Source organism: Bradyrhizobium sp. DOA1, assembly GCF_001593325.1.
Lineage (GTDB): Bacteria > Pseudomonadota > Alphaproteobacteria > Rhizobiales > Xanthobacteraceae > Bradyrhizobium.
On the sequence record NZ_JXJM01000001.1, the window covers coordinates 5,390,803 to 5,410,908 of the forward strand.

Annotated in this window: 25 protein-coding genes; 15 read left to right on the plus strand and 10 right to left on the minus strand. The window is 65.6% G+C overall.

Annotation, left to right across the window (positions count from 1 at the left end; all coding sequences use genetic code 11):
- Nucleotides 1-402: 402 nt before the first annotated feature.
- From SE91_RS25055 to SE91_RS25095, 10 genes are all read left to right on the plus strand, one after another.
- On the plus strand, nt 403-861 hold the full coding sequence (locus SE91_RS25055; RefSeq protein ID WP_061849507.1) for a hypothetical protein: 459 nt from the start codon (nt 403-405) through the stop codon (nt 859-861).
- 40 nt (nt 862-901) lie between these two features.
- A complete protein-coding gene (locus tag SE91_RS25060) occupies nt 902-1,162 on the plus strand; it encodes a hypothetical protein (RefSeq protein WP_061851300.1) in 261 nt (86 codons plus the stop codon).
- Between the two features lie 131 nt (nt 1,163-1,293).
- Nucleotides 1,294-1,548 carry a hypothetical protein gene (locus tag SE91_RS25065; protein WP_061849508.1) on the plus strand — a complete coding sequence of 85 codons (255 nt, stop codon included), beginning with the start codon at nt 1,294-1,296 and terminating at the stop codon, nt 1,546-1,548.
- Between the two features lie 24 nt (nt 1,549-1,572).
- Nucleotides 1,573-2,490 (plus strand): 4-hydroxy-tetrahydrodipicolinate synthase, encoded by a 918-nt coding sequence (dapA, locus tag SE91_RS25070; RefSeq protein WP_061849509.1) that lies wholly within the window; start codon nt 1,573-1,575, stop codon nt 2,488-2,490.
- Nucleotides 2,491-2,515: 25 nt separating this feature from the next.
- The gene (locus SE91_RS25075; RefSeq protein WP_061849510.1) at nt 2,516-2,914 is read left to right on the plus strand and encodes a hypothetical protein; all 399 of its coding nucleotides are present in this window, start codon (nt 2,516-2,518) and stop codon (nt 2,912-2,914) included.
- Between the two features lie 112 nt (nt 2,915-3,026).
- Entirely contained in the window at nt 3,027-3,215 is a 189-nt protein-coding gene (locus SE91_RS25080; protein ID WP_061849511.1) for a hypothetical protein, read from the plus strand.
- A 17-nt stretch (nt 3,216-3,232) separates the two neighbouring features.
- Complete coding sequence (locus SE91_RS25085) at nt 3,233-3,454, plus strand: hypothetical protein (RefSeq protein ID WP_008560077.1); 222 nt, start codon at nt 3,233-3,235, stop codon at nt 3,452-3,454.
- An 87-nt stretch (nt 3,455-3,541) separates the two neighbouring features.
- The gene (locus SE91_RS38085; protein ID WP_008560079.1) at nt 3,542-3,670 is read left to right on the plus strand and encodes a hypothetical protein; all 129 of its coding nucleotides are present in this window, start codon (nt 3,542-3,544) and stop codon (nt 3,668-3,670) included.
- A gap of 179 nt (nt 3,671-3,849) precedes the next feature.
- A complete protein-coding gene (gene upp / locus SE91_RS25090) occupies nt 3,850-4,485 on the plus strand; it encodes a uracil phosphoribosyltransferase (RefSeq protein WP_008560080.1) in 636 nt (211 codons plus the stop codon).
- 33 nt (nt 4,486-4,518) lie between these two features.
- Complete coding sequence (locus SE91_RS25095; protein WP_061849512.1) at nt 4,519-6,093, plus strand: AMP-binding protein; 1,575 nt, start codon at nt 4,519-4,521, stop codon at nt 6,091-6,093.
- A gap of 32 nt (nt 6,094-6,125) precedes the next feature.
- On the opposite strand, the gene SE91_RS25100 is transcribed toward SE91_RS25095, so the two are convergent.
- Nucleotides 6,126-7,292 (minus strand): acyl-CoA dehydrogenase family protein, encoded by a 1,167-nt coding sequence (locus tag SE91_RS25100; protein WP_061849513.1) that lies wholly within the window; start codon nt 7,290-7,292, stop codon nt 6,126-6,128.
- Nucleotides 7,293-7,472: 180 nt separating this feature from the next.
- On the opposite strand from SE91_RS25100, the gene SE91_RS25105 reads away from it, so the two are divergent.
- Together SE91_RS25105 and SE91_RS25110 are read left to right on the plus strand one after the other, a co-directional pair.
- Nucleotides 7,473-7,976: a MaoC family dehydratase gene (locus SE91_RS25105; protein WP_349540809.1), complete on the plus strand. Its 504-nt coding sequence runs from the start codon at nt 7,473-7,475 to the stop codon at nt 7,974-7,976.
- Nucleotides 7,976-8,827, plus strand: coding sequence for an HpcH/HpaI aldolase/citrate lyase family protein (locus tag SE91_RS25110; protein ID WP_061849514.1), 852 nt, complete (start codon nt 7,976-7,978; stop codon nt 8,825-8,827). Before SE91_RS25105 ends, SE91_RS25110 begins: the two co-directional genes overlap by 1 nt.
- A 4-nt stretch (nt 8,828-8,831) precedes the next feature.
- Here the strand turns inward: SE91_RS25110 and SE91_RS25115 are convergent, their stop codons facing one another.
- The 5 genes from SE91_RS25115 to SE91_RS25135 form a co-directional block, all read right to left on the minus strand.
- Nucleotides 8,832-9,227 (minus strand): hypothetical protein, encoded by a 396-nt coding sequence (locus tag SE91_RS25115; RefSeq protein WP_060735111.1) that lies wholly within the window; start codon nt 9,225-9,227, stop codon nt 8,832-8,834.
- Between the two features lie 145 nt (nt 9,228-9,372).
- On the minus strand, nt 9,373-10,479 hold the full coding sequence (locus SE91_RS25120; protein WP_061851302.1) for a trypsin-like peptidase domain-containing protein: 1,107 nt from the start codon (nt 10,477-10,479) through the stop codon (nt 9,373-9,375).
- Nucleotides 10,480-10,631: 152 nt separating this feature from the next.
- Complete coding sequence (locus tag SE91_RS25125; protein ID WP_060735110.1) at nt 10,632-10,967, minus strand: hypothetical protein; 336 nt, start codon at nt 10,965-10,967, stop codon at nt 10,632-10,634.
- Nucleotides 10,968-11,053: 86 nt separating this feature from the next.
- On the minus strand, nt 11,054-11,545 hold the full coding sequence (locus SE91_RS25130; RefSeq protein WP_061849515.1) for an Hsp20/alpha crystallin family protein: 492 nt from the start codon (nt 11,543-11,545) through the stop codon (nt 11,054-11,056).
- A 77-nt stretch (nt 11,546-11,622) separates the two neighbouring features.
- Nucleotides 11,623-12,084: an Hsp20 family protein gene (locus tag SE91_RS25135; protein WP_061849516.1), complete on the minus strand. Its 462-nt coding sequence runs from the start codon at nt 12,082-12,084 to the stop codon at nt 11,623-11,625.
- Between the two features lie 471 nt (nt 12,085-12,555).
- On the opposite strand from SE91_RS25135, the gene SE91_RS25140 reads away from it, so the two are divergent.
- From SE91_RS25140 to SE91_RS25150, 3 genes are read left to right on the plus strand one after another with little or no spacing between them, the layout of a single operon-like run.
- Nucleotides 12,556-13,770 (plus strand): ABC transporter substrate-binding protein, encoded by a 1,215-nt coding sequence (locus SE91_RS25140; RefSeq protein WP_061849517.1) that lies wholly within the window; start codon nt 12,556-12,558, stop codon nt 13,768-13,770.
- An 8-nt stretch (nt 13,771-13,778) separates the two neighbouring features.
- Nucleotides 13,779-15,512 carry an FAD-dependent oxidoreductase gene (locus tag SE91_RS25145; protein WP_061849518.1) on the plus strand — a complete coding sequence of 578 codons (1,734 nt, stop codon included), beginning with the start codon at nt 13,779-13,781 and terminating at the stop codon, nt 15,510-15,512.
- Between the two features lie 17 nt (nt 15,513-15,529).
- On the plus strand, nt 15,530-16,324 hold the full coding sequence (locus tag SE91_RS25150) for an IclR family transcriptional regulator (RefSeq protein ID WP_061849519.1): 795 nt from the start codon (nt 15,530-15,532) through the stop codon (nt 16,322-16,324).
- A 154-nt stretch (nt 16,325-16,478) separates the two neighbouring features.
- On the opposite strand, the gene SE91_RS25155 is transcribed toward SE91_RS25150, so the two are convergent.
- From SE91_RS25155 to SE91_RS25170, 4 genes are all read right to left on the minus strand, one after another.
- The gene (locus tag SE91_RS25155; protein ID WP_061849520.1) at nt 16,479-17,258 is read right to left on the minus strand and encodes an SDR family NAD(P)-dependent oxidoreductase; all 780 of its coding nucleotides are present in this window, start codon (nt 17,256-17,258) and stop codon (nt 16,479-16,481) included.
- Nucleotides 17,259-17,293: 35 nt separating this feature from the next.
- Nucleotides 17,294-17,998: a GntR family transcriptional regulator gene (locus SE91_RS25160; protein ID WP_245318521.1), complete on the minus strand. Its 705-nt coding sequence runs from the start codon at nt 17,996-17,998 to the stop codon at nt 17,294-17,296.
- Between the two features lie 88 nt (nt 17,999-18,086).
- Nucleotides 18,087-18,830, minus strand: a complete 744-nt coding sequence (locus SE91_RS25165; RefSeq protein ID WP_061849522.1) for an aspartate/glutamate racemase family protein — start codon at nt 18,828-18,830, stop codon at nt 18,087-18,089.
- Between the two features lie 10 nt (nt 18,831-18,840).
- Entirely contained in the window at nt 18,841-20,106 is a 1,266-nt protein-coding gene (locus SE91_RS25170; protein ID WP_061849523.1) for an NAD(P)/FAD-dependent oxidoreductase, read from the minus strand.

Here is a 20,106-nt window from a genome sequence, read left to right on the forward strand (position 1 = left end):
GGAACTTGATCGCGATCAGGTGCCACCCCGCCCATAGGTTTTCGAGATGAGGCCTATGGCGACGTTATAGGAATTCCATAAAGGCCGGCGCGCATCGCCGGCACCAGGGCCCAACCTTCAGCCGTCATTCCCGGCAGGCACGCGGGGACGCATTCCACTATCGTTCTCTCGACTGCTGTTACGGCAAGCCGTGGCCGAGGTCTTCTCAAAATGCCCTGTCTCTATAAGTCTCCACCTTCGGCGGAAACGACGGCCGAGGATCCAACGCGCGCAATCGCAAGGCGCCGCGCATTTATGCAATCCCTATATTTCTCGCCCGATCCTCATCTCGCTTTCAAATGCCCTCCTGATCATCTTGGCCATGCCGGCCGACTGACCGAAGCCAATTCCAGGAGGCCTGACATGACCGCCGCTCTCCGACGCCTCGACCCACCATCCCTCAGCCAGCGGCTTCGCGCTGCACCGGCGCCGACGCGGCCGTTGATGCTCGACATCATCGCGCACGCCTGCCGACGCTTTCCTTTGCTGGGCCAAAGCGAGCGCACCGGCCGCATCATGCGCCTGATCGACGCCGAGGCCTGGGTCGATGCGGCGCTGGCGCTGGTGGAGCTCGAACTGCCGATGTGGCAGGCCCGCCGCATCGTCTACGACGAGGGCGAGTGGCATTGTGCGCTGTCGCGCGAACGTGAGCTGCCGGAGTGGCTGGACGCTGCGGTCGAGGCGCGGCACGCCGATCTCGCGCTGGCCTTGCTATCGGCCTTCATCGAGGTCCGGGCCTTGGCTGCGGACACGCCGCGGCCAAGCGTACCTTCTGTCCTGGACTCGCTCTACGAGCCCCTCGCCTGCGACAATTTCAGCTAGAGCAGCCTGACGGATCGATGCCGTGTCGCAAGCTCCCGACATGCCGCGCACGCTGAATCCTTCGCGCGTGATCGCACGTTTCGCGGTCCGCGTCGCACTGCTCATCGGCTTCGCCGCATTCGGCGGCGTCGGCTTCGGCCGGAGCCTCGCCGTCCTGCTCTGGATGTCCATCATCCTGTGTGGGCTCGCGGCCCTCGTCAGGCGCGAGCCCCTGTTCGAGAGTTCGCTCAATCATTGGGACGAGTGCGTCGCCTTCGGCGCACTGTTTGCGCTGGTTCACAGCGTCGCCGAGCTGGCCTGATCGTTTCGGCTTTATGATCTTCCTATGAGATCGCCGCGCAGCCGCCCTCGAAATCATATTCGCGAGTGCGGATATTGAGCACGCCGGCAGGGACATGCGTCTCCCCGGCGTCGTTCAGAAGGAATACTCTCGTGAAACTCGTCGAACCTCCCTCGTGCAGCTCGCTCTCGACCGTCGTCCTGATCGGCAGAAATCGCCGGGGACAATGGATCGTCCAGGAACAGAACGGCCTCTATGGCGGCCTGTTCGTCAGCCGCGCGCAGGCGATCAAATATGCGCTGTTCGAGAATGGGCAGCATCCCGAGACCATCGTCGAGCTGCCGCGCGAGATTGAGCTCGACATGGGCAAGACTCCCAATATCACCGTCGCGCAACGCGCCGCCTGAGCCGGCAACTTCCCGCGAAGCACCATGTTCATCCCTCCCTCCGCCTGGTTCACCGGATTCATTCCGGAGCTGCCGACGCCGTTTGACGCGGCTGATGCGATCGATCTCAAGCCGTTCGCCGCAATTTGCGAGCGGCAGGTCGCGGCCGGCGCTCCCGCCGTCGTGGTCTGCGAGACGGCCGGCGAGGCGCCGACGCTCTCTCCGGCCGAGCAGGAGCTCGTCATTCGCGCTGCGGTCGATGTCGCACGCGGCCGCGTACGCGTCATCGCAGGCGCGGTTTCCAACGCGACGAGCCGCGCCATCGAGCTCGCGCGGCGCGCGGAGGCCGCCGGTGCCGATGCCGTCATGTCGGTGGTCCCGGCCTATAACAAGCCGATGCAGGAGGGCATGCTCGCGCATTTCCGGGCGATTGCTGGCGCGATCGGCTTGCCTGTGATCCTGCACGACATTCCCTCCCGCACGCTGCGGCCGCTCGCCGACGAGACGCTGCTGCGTCTGGTCGAGTCCCGCCAATTCGTCGGCCTATGTGACGGCAGCGGCGACATGATCCGGCCGATGCGCCTTGCCCGGCACCTGCCGGCCAATTTTCGCATTCTGTCCGGCGACGACACCACCGCCTTCGGCTTCATGGCGGACGGTGGCGATGGCGCGATCTCGGAGGTCGCCAACATCGCGCCGGATCTCTGCCGCACGATCTTCTCGCAGATCAGGCAGGGCCGCATGCAATCGGCGCGATATCTCGACAAGCGGCTGATGCCTCTGATCGGCTGCCTGTCCCGGGAAAGCCCGGCGGCCCTCAAATACGCCCTGAGCGTGCTTGGCCTGATGTCCGCCGCGACCCGGCTTCCGATCGTGCCGCTGGACGCCACCGCGCAGAGGGAGGTGGTACGCGCCTTCGCTGCGATCGCCGACGAGGAACTGATCGACGGCGTCGGGGCCTGACACGTCAAGGCTCTCAGGACATCCCATGCCGACATCGACCGACGAATCTCACAGGCTGCTCCGCGCCTGGCAGCTGGCACTGCTGCGCTTTGCCGTGACGCTGGATCAGGCCGACAGGCTCAACGTTGCAGCAATCGCGGCGGAGCTCGACCGCCTCGGCGGGCGGCGAAGCGCCGACGACACGCTCCACTTCTTCCGGCGAACCAGCTCCCGGCTCTGCGCGGCCATCGGCGGGCAGCTCCAGGGCGCGGATGCAACGCTGGAATGCTTTTGCAAGCAGATCGAGGAGCCGCGACTGCGGCTCGCCTTCGCGGCGGCGATCGGGCTTGCGCAGTCCGATCCTGCGCCGCCTCCGGCCGTTCGGCTGAAGCGGCCTCCCGATCTCTTCAGGGGACTGCCGTCGCGAGCGTCTGCATCTTTATGACATTCCTATACCGGCGTCCCGGCGTCCATCTCGCAATCCTACGCAGCCATGGACATCATGAGTGGCTGGTTGGAGCGGCGGTCGCGCCGCACCAGGAACGAGGACTCCCACAATGTCGATCCTGACACATGACATTGACCGGCCCTTCCAGGCCGAACGCCCGGCGCGCATGTCGGAGGCATACAAGGTGCGGCTCCAGCGTATCGCGCTGCAGGCGCTGACCCTGCTCTCGATGGGCAGCGTGCTCACCGCACTGATCGCGCTCAAGACCGCGATCCATGTCTGGCGGCTCCAAACCTGACCGGCAGAGAGGCCACCATGACCTTGCAGATGTGTGAGGAGGCCGCCATGGCCGCGATCGCTCTTCAAGCTGCGCACCGCCGGTCCGGGCCAAGGTCGCCATCGGCGACGCTCAAGCCGCTCGACCCCGAGGTCCGCCGCGCCGCCATTCCCGCGTTCTTCATCGGACGCAACAGCGCCGGGCTCTGGGTCGGAGCGAGGCGGCTGCTCGCGCGCATGATCATGAGGTCGCGGACATGATCGAGATCAAGATCGCCATCCTGGTTGCGCTGGCAGGTGCATTGCTGCTCGGCATGCGCCTCGGCGCGCCGCGTGCGGACAAGTAGCGTGCAGCTCCTGAAAGGAAATCTCGAGCACGTGGTCACCACGACCGTCCTGACGATGACGCTGAGCATGGTCTGGGGCGCCATCCTGACGGTCGTGATCACGCTCGTCGCGCGCGGGCTCGGCGTCTAAGTTTCTTTCCGCTCCGCCGCGATCAGCCGCACCAGCTCTGCCGCGGCGACCTCATGGCTGCCTACGAGGCGAGCAACCGGGCGCGTAGCGCGGTCGCGATGCCCGGTTGAGGCGGCATATCCCGCGGAAACGACCCGGCCGATCTGGCGCAATTTCACGGAACCGTGTAGAGCGGTTTCATGAGCACCAGCAACGTCAACGTCGTCGCCCATCCTCTGGTCCAGCACAAGCTCTCGCTGATGCGGGAGAAGGACCGCTCGACCAAGAGCTTTCGCGAGATCCTGAACGAGATCGGGATGCTGCTGGGTTACGAGGTGACGCGCGACCTGCCGCTGGAGCTGGTGGACATCGAAACGCCGATCGCGCCGATGCAGGCGCCCAAGATCGCCGGCAAGAAGCTCACGCTGGCGCCGATCCTGCGCGCCGGCGTCGGCTTCCTCGACGGCATGCTGGCGCTGATGCCGTCGGCGCGCATCGCCCATATCGGGCTCTACCGCGACCCCGAGACGTTGCAGGCCGTGGAATATTACTTCAAGGCGCCGCAGGACTTGTCCGACCGTACCGTGATCCTGATGGACCCGATGCTCGCGACCGGCAACTCGGCCTGCGCCGGCGCTTCCCTGCTCAAGGCACGGGGTGCACGCGACATCCGCTTCGTCTGCCTTCTGGCCGCGCCCGAGGGCATCGCGCAGTTCCAAAGTGAGCATCCGGACGTGCCGGTCTGGACCGCCGCGATCGATGAGCGGCTCAACGACCACGGCTACATCGTGCCGGGCCTGGGTGATGCCGGCGACCGGATGTTCGGCACCAAGTAGACAGGCATGCGCGATCCGGTTAGTCCGATTGCCATGAGCGCCAATCCATTTTCGCTTCACTCGCTGATCGGCACGGAGCCTGCCGCCGCCCCCGCGTTCCTGTTCGACGGCACTGCGGTCTCGCGGGTGGAATTTTCGAGCAAGGTGGAGCAGACCGCGGCCTGGCTCGCCGCGCAGGGCATCGGCAAGGGCGACGTCGTGGCGGTCTGGCTGGTCAACCGGATCGAATGGATTGCACTGCTGTTCGCCGCCGCCCGCCTCGGCGCGGTCGTCGGCGCCGTCAATACGCGGTACCGCAGCGCGGAAGTCGCGCACCTGCTTCGTGTCTCCGGTGCCAAGCTGATCGTGGTCGAGGCCGCGTTCCGTTCGATCGATTTTGCTGCCATTCTGGGCGACGTTGCCAAGGACGAGGTGCCCGCACTGCGACAGCTCGCGGTGATCGGTGCGGATGCGATGCCCGCCCACTGGCCCTGTGTTCGGTTCGATGCCTTCGACCGGTCCTATCCGCCCGCCCCGCCGGCCCAGGAGGATGTCGACCTGCCGGTCCTGCTCTACACCACGTCGGGCACGACAAAAGGGCCGAAGCTCGTCGCGCATTCGCAGCGGACGCTGGCCACCCACGCTGTTTCCGTCGCCCGAGCGCTTGAGCTTGACCCGCAACGCCATTCGCTGCTGGCCATGCTGCCGTTCTGCGGCACGTTTGGCATGACGAGCCTGCTCGGTTTCATCGCGGCGGGCGCGACCATCCATGTCCTCGACGCTTTCGAAGCAGCGCCGGCGCTGAAGATCCTCAGCGAGCATGGGATCACGCATTCCTTCGGCTCGGACGAGATGTTCCGCCGCATCCTCGCGCTAACCGACGCGCCACATCCGCTTCCTAAGCTCCAAGTCTGCGGCTTCGCTGCGTTCCAACCCGGCTGGCGCGAGCTGGCCGTGGAGGCGGAGGTGCGCGGCATGAAGCTGTTCGGCCTCTACGGTTCGAGCGAGGTGCAGGCGCTGTTCTCGATCAGCCGTACCAGCGACGCCTTTGCCGACCGCATCGAAGGTGGCGGTTGGCCGATGTCGCCGGACGCGAAAGTCCGCATCCGCGATGTCGAGACCGGCGAGCTGGCGGCCAGCGGCGTCTCGGGCGAGATCGAGATCAGCGCGCCGTCACGCTTCCTCGGCTATTTTAGCAATCCCGAGGCGACGCGCGAGGCGCTCACCGCCGACGGGTTCTTTCGCACCGGCGACATCGGCCGGGTTCGCGGCGATGGCTCGTTCGTGTACGAGACCCGCGCCGGCGATGCGATGCGGCTCGGCGGCTTCCTGGTCGCGCCCGGCGAAATCGAGGACGAGCTCAAAGCCTGCGCCGGTGTTGCCGATGCCCAGGTCGTAGCGGTCGATCTCAAGGGTCAGGCGCGCTGCGTTGCCTTCGTGATCGCGGCCGGAGAGCCGCCGCGGCAGGAAGCGCTGACCGCCCATCTGCGTGAGCGACTCGCCGGCTACAAGGTGCCGGCGCGGATCTATGTCGTGGACGCCTTTCCGGTCACCGACAGCGCCAACGGCGTCAAGATCCAACGCGCCAGGCTTCGTGCCATGGCGATGGAACGGATTGCCGCCGAATAGAACGGCCTTGTCGGCTGGCTCGGAACAGCCGTTCAATACGACTTCGCGAGTCCCAGCACCTTCTCGGCGATAAAGCTGAGAGCGAGCTGCGGGCTGACCGGCGCGATGCGCGGGATCAGCACCTCGCGCAGATAGCGCTCGACGTGGAATTCCTTGGCGTAGCCGAAGCCGCCATGGGTCATCACCGCCTGTTCGCAGGCGGAGAACCCGGCCTCACCTGCCAGATACTTTGCGGCATTGGCCGCCGCGCCGCACGGCATGCCCTTGTCGTATTGCCAGGCCGCCGACATCACCATCAGCCAGGCGGCCTCGAGCTCGACCCAGTTCACCGCGAGCGGATGCTGGATGCCCTGGTTCTTGCCGATCGGCCGGTTAAACACCACGCGCGTCTTGGCATATTCGATCGCGCGCGACAGCGCGAGCTTGCCGAGCCCGACGGCTTCGGCCGCAATCAAAATGCGCTCCGGGTTCATACCTTCGAGGATGTACTCGAAACCTTTGCCCTCTTCACCGATCCGGTCCTCCATCGGGATCTCAAAATCCTCGAAGAACAGCTCGTTGGAATCGACGATCTTGCGGCCCATCTTCTCGATCTCGTGGACCTTGATCTTGTTGCGGTCGAAGTCCGTGTAGAACAGGCTGAGCCCGTGGGTCGGCGAGCGCACCTCTTCCAGCGGCGTCGTGCGCGCCAGCAGCAGGATCTTGTGCGCGACCTGCGCGGTCGAGATCCACACCTTCTGGCCGTTGACGATGTAGCGGTCGTTCTTGGCGACCGCGCGGGTCTTGAGCTGGGTGGTATTGAGGCCGGTGTTGGGCTCGGTGACGGCGAAGCACGCCTTCTCGCGGCCCTCGACCATCGGCGGCAGCATCCGCCTGCGCTGCTCTTCGGTGCCGAACACGACCACCGGATTGAGCCCGAACACGTTGATGTGCACCGCGGAGGCACCGGACATGCCGGCGCCGGACTCCGCGATGGTGCGCATCATGATCGCAGCTTCCGTGATGCCGAGCCCCGAGCCGCCATATTCCTCCGGCACGCAGATGCCGAGCCAGCCCGCATCGGCCAGCGCCTTGTGGAAGTCGTGCGGGAAGCCGCCGTCGTGATCCTTCTTCAGCCAGTACGCATCGGGAAAGCCCTCGCAGATCTTGGCGATGGCGTCGCGAATGGCTTCCTGCTGATCGGTGAGCGCGAAATCCATGTTCGTGACCTCCCTTGTCGGGAGCCGCGACCGCGCAATCTCCCTGCTCTCGCGTTTCCCACTCAAAGGCCGTGGCCGATTGCTGCGCCCGGACGTGCCCTCGCTCCGCGTTCTTAACTTGAAAAACCGGGTACAGATACGTGAATTTGTCCCTCGACTGTGTGTAGCATGCATAGGGTCATGCGGCGCGACGCGAAGAGCGCGCCGTTATTTCGCAGGGAGGAAACCGCGATGGCCGGACTTTACTTCGAAGACTTCTCCGTGGGCCAGGAGTTCAGGCATCCGCTGACCCGGACCGTCACGGAGATGGACAACACCCTGTTCAGCCTGCTCACGCTCAATCCGCAGCCGCTGCACATCGACGCCCATTTCTCCGAAAAGACCGAGTTCGGCCAGCGCATTTTCAACAGCCTTTACACCCTCGGCATCATGATCGGCATGACGGTCTATGATACGACCATGGGAACGACCGTTGCCAATCTCGGCATGACCGACGTCACCTTTCCGAAGCCGGTCTTCCATGGCGACACGTTGCGGGCGACGACGAAGGTGCTTTCGTTGCGGGACTCGAAATCGCGTCCCAAAGCGGGCATCGTCGAGTTCGAGCACCATGCTCTCAACCAGAACGACGAGATCGTCGGCAGATGCCGGCGCATGGCGATGATGCACAAGAGGCCAGTCTGATGCGTTCGATGCTGTTCGTGCCGGGCGATTCCCCGCGCAAATTCGATAAGGCGCGCGAAGGCAAGGCCGACGCGCTGATCATCGATCTCGAGGATTCCGTGGTCACGGAGAAAAAGCCCGAGGCGCGTTCGCTGACGCTGGCGATGTTGAAGGGCACCCGCGGCCCGCACCAGCTCTATGTCCGCGTCAACGCGCTCGACACCGGGATGACGCTCGCCGACCTGGCCGCCGTGATGCCGGGTAAGCCCGACGGCATCGTCTTGCCGAAATCGCAAGGCGGCGACGACGTGCGGCAGGTGGCAGCCTGGCTCGAAGCGTTCGAGGCGGCATCCGGCATTGCCGTCGGCACCACGCGTATCGTCTGCGTCGCGACGGAGACCGCCGGCTCGATCTTCGGCCTCGGCAGCTACAAGAACTGCTCTCCTCGCCTCGCCGGCCTGATGTGGGGCGCGGAAGACCTCTCGGCCTCGCTCGGCGCCACCGAAAAATCCTCGGGCGGCGTGTTCCACAGTCCTTACCGCCTCGCGCGTGATCTCTGCCTGATGGCGGCGGCCGCCGCCGAGGTCGCGCCGATCGACACGGTCTATACCGACATCGACAATCTCGCGGGCCTAGAGGCTGAAACGCGCGCCGCCCGGCGCGACGGCTTTTCGGCGAAGGCGCTGATCCATCCCAAGCATGTCGACGTCGTCAACGCCGCGTTTGCGCCGACGCAAGCCGAACGCATATGGGCGGAGAAGGTCATTGCGGCCTTCGCGAGCAATCCCAATTCCGGCACGCTCCGGCTCGACGGCCAGATGATCGACAAGCCGCATCTGCGCGCCGCGAAGAAGATCCTCGGACAGCCCTGAGGCCTCAGTCGAAGCCCTGAACGGGCGGCGTTGCGACTTGCACGGGCGCCGCAGGCGCGGCTTGGACGGGCGCGGCCTGAACCGGCGGCGGATTGCCGGCAGCTCGCATCTGGCCGTTGGCATTCATCGCCTCGCGCGTGCGCGGCGGGACGCGGGTTGCGGCCGCGCGACGGGGCGGCTGCCGGTGTCTTGCCGATTGCGAGCCCTTCAGGCCCCAGGACCGGGCGATCGAGGGTCCAGCAGTGTAGCCGACCAAGGCTCCGGCGACGGCTCCGACCGGACCCAGTACGACCGCGCCTGACAAGGCACCGAGCGCTGCCGAGCCCGCGCGCTCCTGCGCAAGCGCACTCGCCGGCACAAATGCCAGCATTGCAATGGCGGTGATCAAAGCCTTGGTCATCGGAGTGCCTCCCTCAGGTGGATCACTCCCGCTCAAATATGGCGGCAGAACGTTTGGATATGGCCGAACGCGGGGCAATCGGCCGGTGGAACTTCGATGAGTGGACTCCTCCTTGGCGACCTGGATCACCACGCGGCGCAAACCGCTAGCGGACCAAGCGATTGCCGCCGGCGGCGGCGCTGCTCGCTTCGGGCGTGGGCGCTACTCTCACCACGGCCGCGAGCGGTGTGCCATTGCGCAACAAGGTGAGCTTCACTTCCTCGCCGATGCGCGCTAGGCCGATCGTGTTGCGGAGCTGGGCGGCGGTGCGGATCGGGCGGTCGTCAGCCCGGGTGATGATATCGCCCTTGCGCAGTCCTGCCTGCTCCGCGGGTGAATCCGCCGCGATCTCCGCGATGACGGCACCCTGGTTCAATCCCTTGTTGACCGATGGATGCAGGTCCTTCAGGGAGACGCCGATGCGGCCGCGCTCGACCCGGCCCTTGGCGACGATCTGCTCCATGACCTTCCGTGCCATATTGACCGGAATCGCAAAGCCGATGCCGACATTGCCGCCGGCAGGCGAGATGATGGCCGAGTTGATGCCGACCAGTTCGCCGCGCAGGCTGACCAGCGCCCCGCCGGAATTGCCCGGATTGATCGCAGCATCGGTCTGGATGAAGTCCTCATAGCCCTGCTTGCCGAGTCCGGTCCGGCCAAGCGCACTGACGAGGCCTGATGTCACGGTCTGGCCGAGGCCGAAAGGGTTGCCGATCGCCAGCACGAAATCGCCGACGTCGAGGCCGTCGCTGTCGCCGAAGGCAAGCGCCTTGAGCCCGGATGGGTTCTGGATCTGGAGCACAGCAATGTCAGTCGGTGGATCGCGGCCGATGACCTTGGCCGAGAACTGCCGGCCGTCCTTGGTGGTGATCTGAACTGCGGAGGTGCCTTCGACCACATGATTGTTGGTCAGGACATAGCCGCGCTGGCCATCGACGATGACCCCGGACCCGGTCGCGTTGACCTCCTTCTCGATCTGCCGGGGGACGTCGAAGAATTCGCGGAAGAGCGGGTCGCGATAGAGCGGATTGTCTTCGCGCACGCGGCCATGCACGGAGATGTTGACGACGGCGGGCGTCACCTGGCGCACCAGCGGCGCCAACGTCGGCACCGGGCCGCCTGTCTTCAGGTCAGGAATTTGGCCAGCGGCCGGCTGGGATGCCGTGAGCGCGAGCACCAGCAACGCCAGCGAAAGCAAACGCACGACATTCATCTTGATCACCTGCCGCTGAACCGGGGTTGGTGGGATTTCGTGGCCTCAGTCACGCGGAGCGGCGACGAGACCATGCATGGCGAGAAATGGGACGGCGAAGGCCGCCGAGGCCTGCCCGAGCAGCACGAGTGCCACAACGGTGTGGGTGAGCATCATGCGGCTCGCCTCTCCGCGGCGGCCCAGGGCCGCCGCAGCCGCATCGGGACGCCGCCCCCGCGTGGCGGATCGTCATTGTCATTGTCGCCGTCGAGCTTGCGCAACGCCGCCAGGACATCGGCAAGCCGGATGGTGTGGTTCATGCCCGGTATCTCGCGCAGCGCCGGACAGGATTCGACCGCATACATGTCAGACGCCCAGGACGACAGGATGATACGCTTTTCCGGCGCGGAGAGCTCCTCCGCGTTCAGGACGTCGGCGGGCGAATCGTAATGGGCAGCGGGATGAAACAGCGGGTTGAGAGTACCGGCATTGGTGTTCACGTTGGTCATCGGTCGTGCCTCCCTCATGCTCCTTTCCAAAGGATCGATTTGTGGACGATGGACGGCGGCGCCGACCGCCGCCGTCCCGCTTGATGTCAGTGCGTGTTGATCGCGATGCGCTTGACGCCTTCGCGTTCCTTCTCCGACTTCGGCAGCGACACCGTCAGGACGCCATTCCTGAACGATGCCTCGGCCTTGTCTTCCTCGACGCCTTCCAGCGGGATCTGCCGCTCGAACGCACCGTAATAGCGCTCGGTGAAGTATCTGCCTTCTCCGTTGCGCTCGGCTTTTTTCTCGCCGCGCAGGGTCAAGACGCCATTGGCGATCTCGACCTGAACGTCCTTCTCCGTCATTCCGGGCAGCTCGGCCGAGACCGTCAGCGCCTTGTCGGTCTCGCTGAGCTCGACCTTCGGCCAGCCGAAGCGGCCCTCCATCAGCGGCGACAGGCTGGACGCGCCGAAGCCGCGGAAGACGTCATCGAACAGACGGTTCATCTCGCGATGAAGCGTCAGGAAGGGATCGAAATTGTCGCGCGCAGGCGCGAGCTCCTGTTTCCCTGACCAGGGAATGAGATCACGAAAACCCATTGTCCTCTCCTCCATGCATCGGGGAGCGCGGACGCACATCGGCGTTCCGCGTTCCCGCCACTGGCTCGATCGAGCGTCTAGGCTGCTTTCTTCTGCTCGATCTGCGATGCCGCAGGAGTGGCGCCCGCGATCGGAATCCGGCGCGGCTTCATCGCTTCCGGAATCTCACGGACGAGGTCGATGATCAGGAGCCCATCCTGGAACGAGGCCTGCTTCACCTGGACATAGTCGGCGAGGTTGAACACGCGCCGGAACGGGCGCGCGGCGATGCCCTGGTACAGGTATTCGCGCGCGGCCGTCTCGGGCTTCTTGCCCTCGATGGTCAGCGCATTCTGTTCGGCGGTCACGGTGATGTCGTTGGCGCCGAACCCCGCCACGGCAAGGCTGATCCGGTAATGGTCTTCGCCGGAACGCTCGATGTTATAGGGGGGATAATTGTCCTCGGTCGCCTGGCGCAGCGTGCTGTCGACGAGGTCGGCCAGGTGGTCAAAGCCGATGGTGGAACGCCACAGGGGCGCAAAGTCAAAACTGGTCCTCATAACCAAGTCCTCCAAAGAGCAAGATGGATACGAAGGAGCGCAAGGCGGGATTTCAGACAGGTCCGAAAGGCCACCCGGCGCCCGTGCCGGACCCGGTCAGGCATCCGACACACCGCTCTCGCGGCGAAAAACGACTTAGAAAATCAGGAATGGCTTTCAAGGGGCGGGCCAAAAAAATTTCAGGCCGCCGGGTCCGGAGCTAGCCCGCCGAGCATCGTCGCTCTCCTGTGCGGAGGCAGCGCAGCACGGAGTGATGCGCTGCGGAGCCGGACCTCATGTTGCAGCGAATGCGCAGCCCGCTGGCCCGGCTCTGCAGCCGCACCGCTACCCGCTGCGCTGCCCCGGGAGACGCGAAGCTAGATGCGCCAAGCAGGGAACTCACTGTTCGCCATTGACAAATTCATTTGCTAATATCTAACTAGCGCGAGAACAACCAGCCGCGCCAAGCGGCCAATAAGAGAGGGAACGACAATGAAAGGGCTTCTGGCCTGCGCCATGCTCACGGCCATGACTTCGGCAGCCATGACTTCAGCGGCAACCGCGCAAGTCTCCGACGACGCCGTGCGGATCGGCGTGCTGACGGATCTGTCCAGCTGGGGGCGCGACAACTCCGGGCCGGGCTCGGTCGAGGCCGCGAAGATGGCGGTGGAGGAGTTCGGGCCGACCGTACTCGGCAAGCCGATCGAGATCATCAGCGCCGATCACCAGATGAAGACCGACGTCGGCGTGCAGATCGTGCGCGGCTGGTTCGATAACGGCAAGGTTGACGCCGTCGTCGACATCCCCAATTCCGGCATCGCGATCGCCGTGCACAACATGGTGCGCGAGCGCGGCAAGGTCGCGCTGCTGTCCGGCCCCGGCGCGAGCTCGCTGACCGACGAGCTGTGCAGCCCGAACACCGTGCATTTCACCTACGACACCTATGCGCTGTCGAAGGTGACGGCCTCCGCCGTGATCAAGGAAGGCGGCAAGTCCTGGTACTTCATCACGGCCGACTATGCCTTCGGCCAGCAGCTCGAGAAGGACGCCACCCGCTTCATCAACGAGATGGGCGGCAAGGTGCTCGGCGGCGTCAAGCACCCGACCAACACTGCGGACTTCTCCTCCTTCGCGCTGCAGGCGCAGAGCTCGAAATCCGACGTGGTCGCCTTCGCCAATGCCGGCCAGGACACCGACAATGCCATCAAGCAGTCCGGCGAGTTCGGCTTGGTCCAGGGCGGCCAGAAGCTGGTCGGTCTTCTGATGTTCGACACCGACGTGCACGCGATCGGCCTCAAGGCCGCGCAGGGCACCTACATGACGACGGCGTCTTATTGGAACATGGACGAAGCCACGCGTGCCTGGTCGAAGAAGTTCTACGAGCGCACCAAGGTGATGCCCACCATGATCCAGACCGGCGTCTACGGTTCGGTGCTGCATTATCTCAAGGCCATCAAGGCCGCCGGCACCGACGAGTCCGCCAAGGTGATGGCCAAGATGCGCGAGCTGCCGATCGAGGATACATTCGTCCATGGCGGCAAGTTGCGCGAGGACGGCCGCGTCATCCGCGACATGTATCTCGCCAAGGTGAAGAAGCCCGAGCAGTCGAAAGAGCCGTGGGATTATCTGGAGATCGTCAAGACCGTGAAGGGCGAGGACGCCTTCCGCCCGGTCTCCGAATCCAAATGCCCGCTCGTGAAGAAGTGAGGTGAGAGATGACCGGCAGCGAGCATAGCGCAGTTGAGACTTACGAGTGCGATGTGCTCGTGGCCGGATCGGGTTGCTCCGGCATGTCGGCCGCGATCACCGCGCGCCATCGCGGCCTCGACGTCCTGATCGTCGAGAAAGAGCCGCGCTTCGGCGGCACCACCGCCCGCTCCGGCGGCTGGCTCTGGATTCCCGGCACGTCGCTGGCAAAGGCCTACGGCATCGAAGAAACGCCGGAGCAGGCCCGCACATATTTGCGGCACGAGGCCGGAAACAATTACGACGCGCAACGCGTCGATGCCTTCCTCAGCGCCGGCCCCGAGGCGGTCGATTTCTTCACGAGCAAGACAGCGCTGCGCTTCGACATGCCGCTGGTGTTTCCCGACTATCACGCAGAGGCGCCAGGCGGCGCACAGGGCGGCCGCTCCATGGTCACGCGGCCGTTCGACGGCCGCGAGCTCGGCGACCGGATCAAGACGCTGGGCATGCCGCTGCCGGAGCTGACCGTGTTCGGCATGATGCTGGGGAGCGGCAAGGAGATCATTCACTTCATGCGGGTGACGAAATCGCTGACTTCGGCCGTGTACGTCGCCAAGCGCCTGTCGCGGCATTTCATGGACGTGCTGCGCTACGGCCGCGGCATGACGCTCACCAACGGCAATGCGCTGGCCGGACGTCTCGCGAAATCCGCGCTCGACCTGAAGATTCCGATGTGGCTGTCCGCGCCGGTGCGCGAGCTGACCGTCGAGAACGGGACTGTAACGGGCGCGATCGTGTCGCGCGAGGGACGCGACGTGCGCGTTCGCGCGCGCCAGGGCGTCGTGCTCGCCTGCGGCGGCTTTCCCCATGATGTCGCGCGACGCAAGAAGATGTTCCCGCACGCGCCGACCGGCAATGAACACTACTCGCCCGGTCCCACGGGCAATACCGGCGACGGGTTGCGCCTTGCGGAAAGCGCCGGCGGCCGCATCGAGGACCGCCTGCCCAATGCGGCAGCGTGGGTCCCGGTGTCGCTGACCACGCGCAAGGACGGATCCAAAGGCGTGATGCCGCATTTCATCGATCGCGCAAAACCGGGCGTGATCGCGGTGATGCGCGACGGCAGGCGCTTCGCCAATGAGGGCAATTCCTATCACGACTTCGTCCAGGCCATGATCAAGGCTGCCAAGCCCGGCGAGGAGATCGCGGCCTATCTCGTCTGCGATCACAAGACGCTGCGCAAATATGGCCTCGGCTGCGTGCCGCCCTTCCCGATGCCGCTGGGCCACCACCTGGAGACCGGCTACCTCATGCGTGGCGACACGCTGGACGCGCTGGCGGCAAAGGCCGGCATCGATGCGCAGGCCTTCACCGACACGGTCAGGCAGTTCAACGCGAGCGCGCCGCTCGGCCACGACGCCGCCTTCGGCAAAGGCTCGAAGGCCTATAACCGCTACCAGGGCGACGCGATGCATGGCCCGAACCCCTGCATCGCGCCGATCGAGAACGGTCCGTTCTACGCCATCAAGATGGTGATTGGCGATCTCGGCACCTATGCCGGCATCGTCACCGACGAGAACGCCCGCGCGCTCGATGCCGAAGGCAAAGTCATTCCCGGGCTCTATGCCGCCGGCAACGACATGGCGAGCATCATGGGTGGCAATTATCCCGGCGCCGGCATCACGCTTGGGCCGGCGCTGACCTTCGGCTACATTGCCGGCAGACACCTTGCCGACAGCGCCGAAAAGCGCGACGCGGCGTAAGCCACGCCAGGAGGCGCATGAAGAGGGAAAGCCGCGGCATCCAGTCGATCGAGGTCGGCGGCGAATTGCTTCGCGCGCTCGCCAGGAGCGGCGAGCCGATGATGCTGCGCGATCTCGCGCGCGAAGCCGGCATGACCCCGGCCAAGGCGCATCCCTATCTCGCCAGCTTCTCGCGCATCGGCCTGATCGAGCAGGACGAGAGCACCGGCCGCTACGAGATTGGCGCGCTGGCGCTGGAGCTCGGCCTGATCAGCCTGCGCCGCCTCTCCGGCGTGCGTGTCGCGCGTCCCAAGATCGCCGCGCTGGCAAGCCAGATCGGCCACGCCGTCTCGCTCGCGGTGTGGGGCACGCACGGTCCGACCGTGGTGCAGCTCGAAGAGCCCGCTCAGCCGGTCCACATCGTGATGCGCGCCGGCTCGGTGATGGCGCTGCTGGAGACGGCGACGGGCCGCGCTTTCGCGGCGTTCCTGCCGGAGAAGACGATCAGTGCCGCGCTCGAAAGCGGGCTCGACCGTCACGGCGTCGGCTACAACCCGAAGCGCGCGGTGAAGGGCGCGAAGGTCACGGAGATGCTCACTGAGGTGCGCAAGCACGGCCTCGCCCGTGCGCTCGGCGATCCCCTGCCCGGCGTCAACGCGTTCTCCGCGCCCGTATTCGACCATTCCGGCCACGTCGCACTGGTCATCACCGCGATGGGACCGGAAGGCACATTCGACGCGCGCTGGGACAGCCCGATCGCCCATGCCCTGCGCGATTGCGCCGGCGGCATTTCGAAGCGGCTGGGTTACGGGATGACGATCGCGGCGGAGTGAAATGCAAACTGCTCGCCTCGCAACGGGTGACATGCCCCGCGCAGGCGGGGCATCCAGTACGCCGCGGCCCATCCGTTCCATCACTGCTGTCTCGGAGTACTGGATCGCCCGCCTTCGCCGGCGATGACAGCGAGTGCGGGGCGACTTCGTTACCCTACTTCTCCTTCACCGGCACCGTGTAGTTCAGGATCAGCCGGCCGCCGTCGGGATAGATCGTCTGCCCGGTGATGTAGGACGCATCGTCGCTGGCCAGGAACGCCACGACGGAGGCGACCTCGCTCGGCTCGCCGCCGCGCCCCGCAGGCGTGCGCGACATCACGGTCTTGCGGGCATCCTCCGATGTGTAGATGGAGGACGCCACCATGTCGGTCAGGATCGTCCCCGGCCCGACCGCGACCACGCGAATGTTGTGCGGAGCGAGCGCGACGGCAGCGACCGAGGTGAGCTGCTTCATGCCGCCCTTGGACATCGCGTAGGTCGCAAGCGCCGGGATCGCCAGCAGCGCGTTCACCGAGGACATGTTGATGATGACACCGCCGCCGCCCTGCGCGATCATCTGTCTGGCTGCGGCCTGCACGCCGAAGAACGCGCCCTTCAGATTGATGCCGATGATCTCGTCGAACTCCTCTTCCGAAATCTCGAGGAAGTCCCGGTTGCGGGCGACGCCGGCATTGTTGACCATGATGTCGAGCCGGCCGAACTCCTTCACGGCGGTTGCGACGAGCTGATCCACGTCAGTGCGCTTGGCGACATTGCCGACGATCGTGCGCAGGGCATCCGGCCGGCCGAGCTCGGCGGCGGTCGCCGCGAGGCCCTCGGCATCGACATCCGAGATCACGACCTTGACGCCGTCGTCCAGGAACCTCTTCGCGCAAGCCTTGCCGATGCCGCGTGCGGCGCCAGTGATGGCGGCGACCTTGTCCTTGAGCTTCATGCTTGCGCCTCCTGAAATAGGACGCCGCCTGGGCGTCAGTTCGTCGCCGACCGCGTCGCGGCCGGCATGTAGATTTGCGCGTAGCCTTCCTTGATCGCGGCGGTGATGCGGTCGAGGCGACGATCGATGTGTCTTTCCAGCACGGCGACGCAAGTCCCCTCATCGCGCGCCTTCAGGCCCTCGATGACGGCGCGGTGCTCGCCTTGCGTGTTGGACCGGTTGACGCTGTCCATGTCGATCCACCGCACGAAGCGGATGCGGGCGTTGACGTTGCGCAGCACACGCAGCATCTCGGCATTGTCGGACATCGCCATCAGCCGCTCGTGAAAGGTCTCATCGAGCTCGACCAGCTCCTGGGAGGAGCGCTCGCCGGGATCGGGGCCGGTGGCATCGAGGAATTTCAGCAGCGCATCGATGTCTTCGTCCTTCGCGCGCTTGATGGCGAGGCGGATCGAGGCGACCTCGATCGACTTGCGCAGCTCGTAAAGGTCAAAGATCTCGTGGGCGTCGAGCTCGCGGCAGAAGAAGCCCTTGCCCGGCATGAAGCGCAGGAAGCCTTCGGTATTGAGGCGGTTCAGCGCCTCGCGCAGCGGAGTCCGGCTGACGCCGAGGCGTTTGGCCAGCTCGCCTTCGTTGAGCCGTTCGCCCGGCTTGAACGCGTAGCTCACGGCCATCGCCTTGAGCTGTTCATAGACCCGATCGACGATGCTGTCCGACGCCAGTTCCAGATTGCTCTTCATAGACTGCATTTTATACCGGGCCTGCGGAAGCAATGGCAATGCAAACAAGACATGAGCCACGCTTGTTCAGAGCTTTGCGACAGCAGCCTCAAGCAAAGACGCGGGGGCGCAGCCCGGCATGAAACCAGGTGATCATGGAATAGATGTCGTAGACGGGCAGCCCGACCTCGGCCTGAAGCGCGGCGGCATAGGGCGGCATGTTGGTGCATTCGAGCACGATGGCGCCGACATCGGGATGTCTGGCGACGAGCTGCTTGCCGGCCTCGACCACGTCGCGCTCGGCTTGCGCGACGTCCATGTAGTCCTTCTCGGCCTTGATCAGGACGCGAAAGAACTCCTTGCCGTTCTCGGTGCCGACCAGCGGCGTGTCGAGCGGCACGCCGGCGCCTTCGAGATGGGCCGGCGACAGCGTCGAGCCCGACACCGTGACGAGGCCGACGCGCTTGCCCGGCGGCAAGGTCGCCTGCACCCACGGCACCTGCATCAGCGACGAGGTCGCGACCGGCACGCCGACGGCGGCTGCGATCTCCTTCTGGAACAGCGAGAGAAAGCCGCAATTGGTGGTGATGGCCTCGGCCCCGAGCCGTACCAGATCCTTGGCCGCGTCGATGAAGTCGGGCAGCAGGCCTGCCGCGCCCTTCAGCACCACCTTCTCCGGCGAAGCGCCGCTGACGACGCGATAGAGCACCGGGAACGGCCAGGTCGTGCCGTTGCCCATGTCGCCGGGAATGCGTGGAAAGCGTGCCTCCAGCATCAGGATGCCGAGCGGCGCGCCGTAGATGGCCTTGCCGCCACGGGCGATGCGGGAGGACGGGGCAGCTGCGGTGCTCATGGCTGGGATCTCAGAGGAAGCGATCGGGTGCGAAGGGGCCGAGCGGAATCTCCGGCTGCTTGCCGCTCAGGAGCTGAGCGACGAGACGCCCTGTTCGCGCCGAGCCGACCAGCCCGACATGGCCGTGGCCGAAAGCATAGACGATGTCGCGCGAGGCCCGCGCATAGCCGATGCAGGGCCGCCCGTCAGGCATGCTTGGGCGATGACCGAACCAGGTCTTGATGCGCGAGGTCGGGATGTCCTTGGGCAGCTTGGGAAACATGCTGAGGAGGTGGTTGCGCAGGATCTCGGCGCGCTTCCAGTTCGGCGCGGCCTCGAGGCCGGCGATCTCGACCGTGCCGGCGGCGCGCAGGCCCTTGTCGGTCCAGTTCACCACCATCTTGGCATCCGATGCCATCATCGAGCTGCGCGGGCCCGATTCCGGATTCTCGATCATGACGTGGTAGCCGCGTTCGGTCTCCAGCGGCAGCGGATCGCCGACCGACGCGGTGAGTTGCTTCGACCTCGCGCCGGCCGCGACCACCGCAGCATCGCAGGCAATCTCGGCGGTCTCGGTGAGGACAGCGACGAGCCTGTCGCCTGAGAGTTTTAGTCCCGTCGCCTTGGCCCGCACGTGCTTCGCTCCGCTGGCGAGCGCGTGATTGGCGAGCGCTGCGACATAAGCGCCGGGATTGCGGCAGCGGCCGGCCTCCTCCACCACCACGCCAAAAGTGTAGCGCGGATGCAGCTCCGGCTCGCGCTGGCGCATCTCGTCCGCGTTGAGCTCCAGCCATTCGACGCCGACCTTCTTGCGCAGGCGCCAGCCGAGATCGCCGTCGAAATTGCCGCGCGAGGGGAACACGTGCATCACCCCGTTGCGCTCGATCAATTCCGGGACGCCCGCCTCTTCGGCGAGCTTCCTGTGCAGCAGCGGCGCATCCTTCAGGAGATCGCGCAGCGCAAACGCCGTGGTCTCGATCCGCGCCTCGGTCCAGCCCGACAACAGGTACTTGATCAGCCAGGGCAGCGCCTTTGGCAAATAAGACCAGCGGATCGCCAGCGGGCCGAGGGGATCCATGAGATAGCCCGGCACCTTCTTCCAGACGCCGGGCTCGGCCGGCGGGATCACCGAATGCGACGACAGCCAGCCGGCATTGCCGTAGCTCGCCGCCTGTTCGCCGCCGGGCTCGCCCGGGTCGATCAGCGTGACGCGATGGCCCTCGCGCAGCGCCTCGATGGCGCTGATCACGCCGACCGCGCCGGCACCGATGATGGCGACGTGACGGCTGGCCGGCAT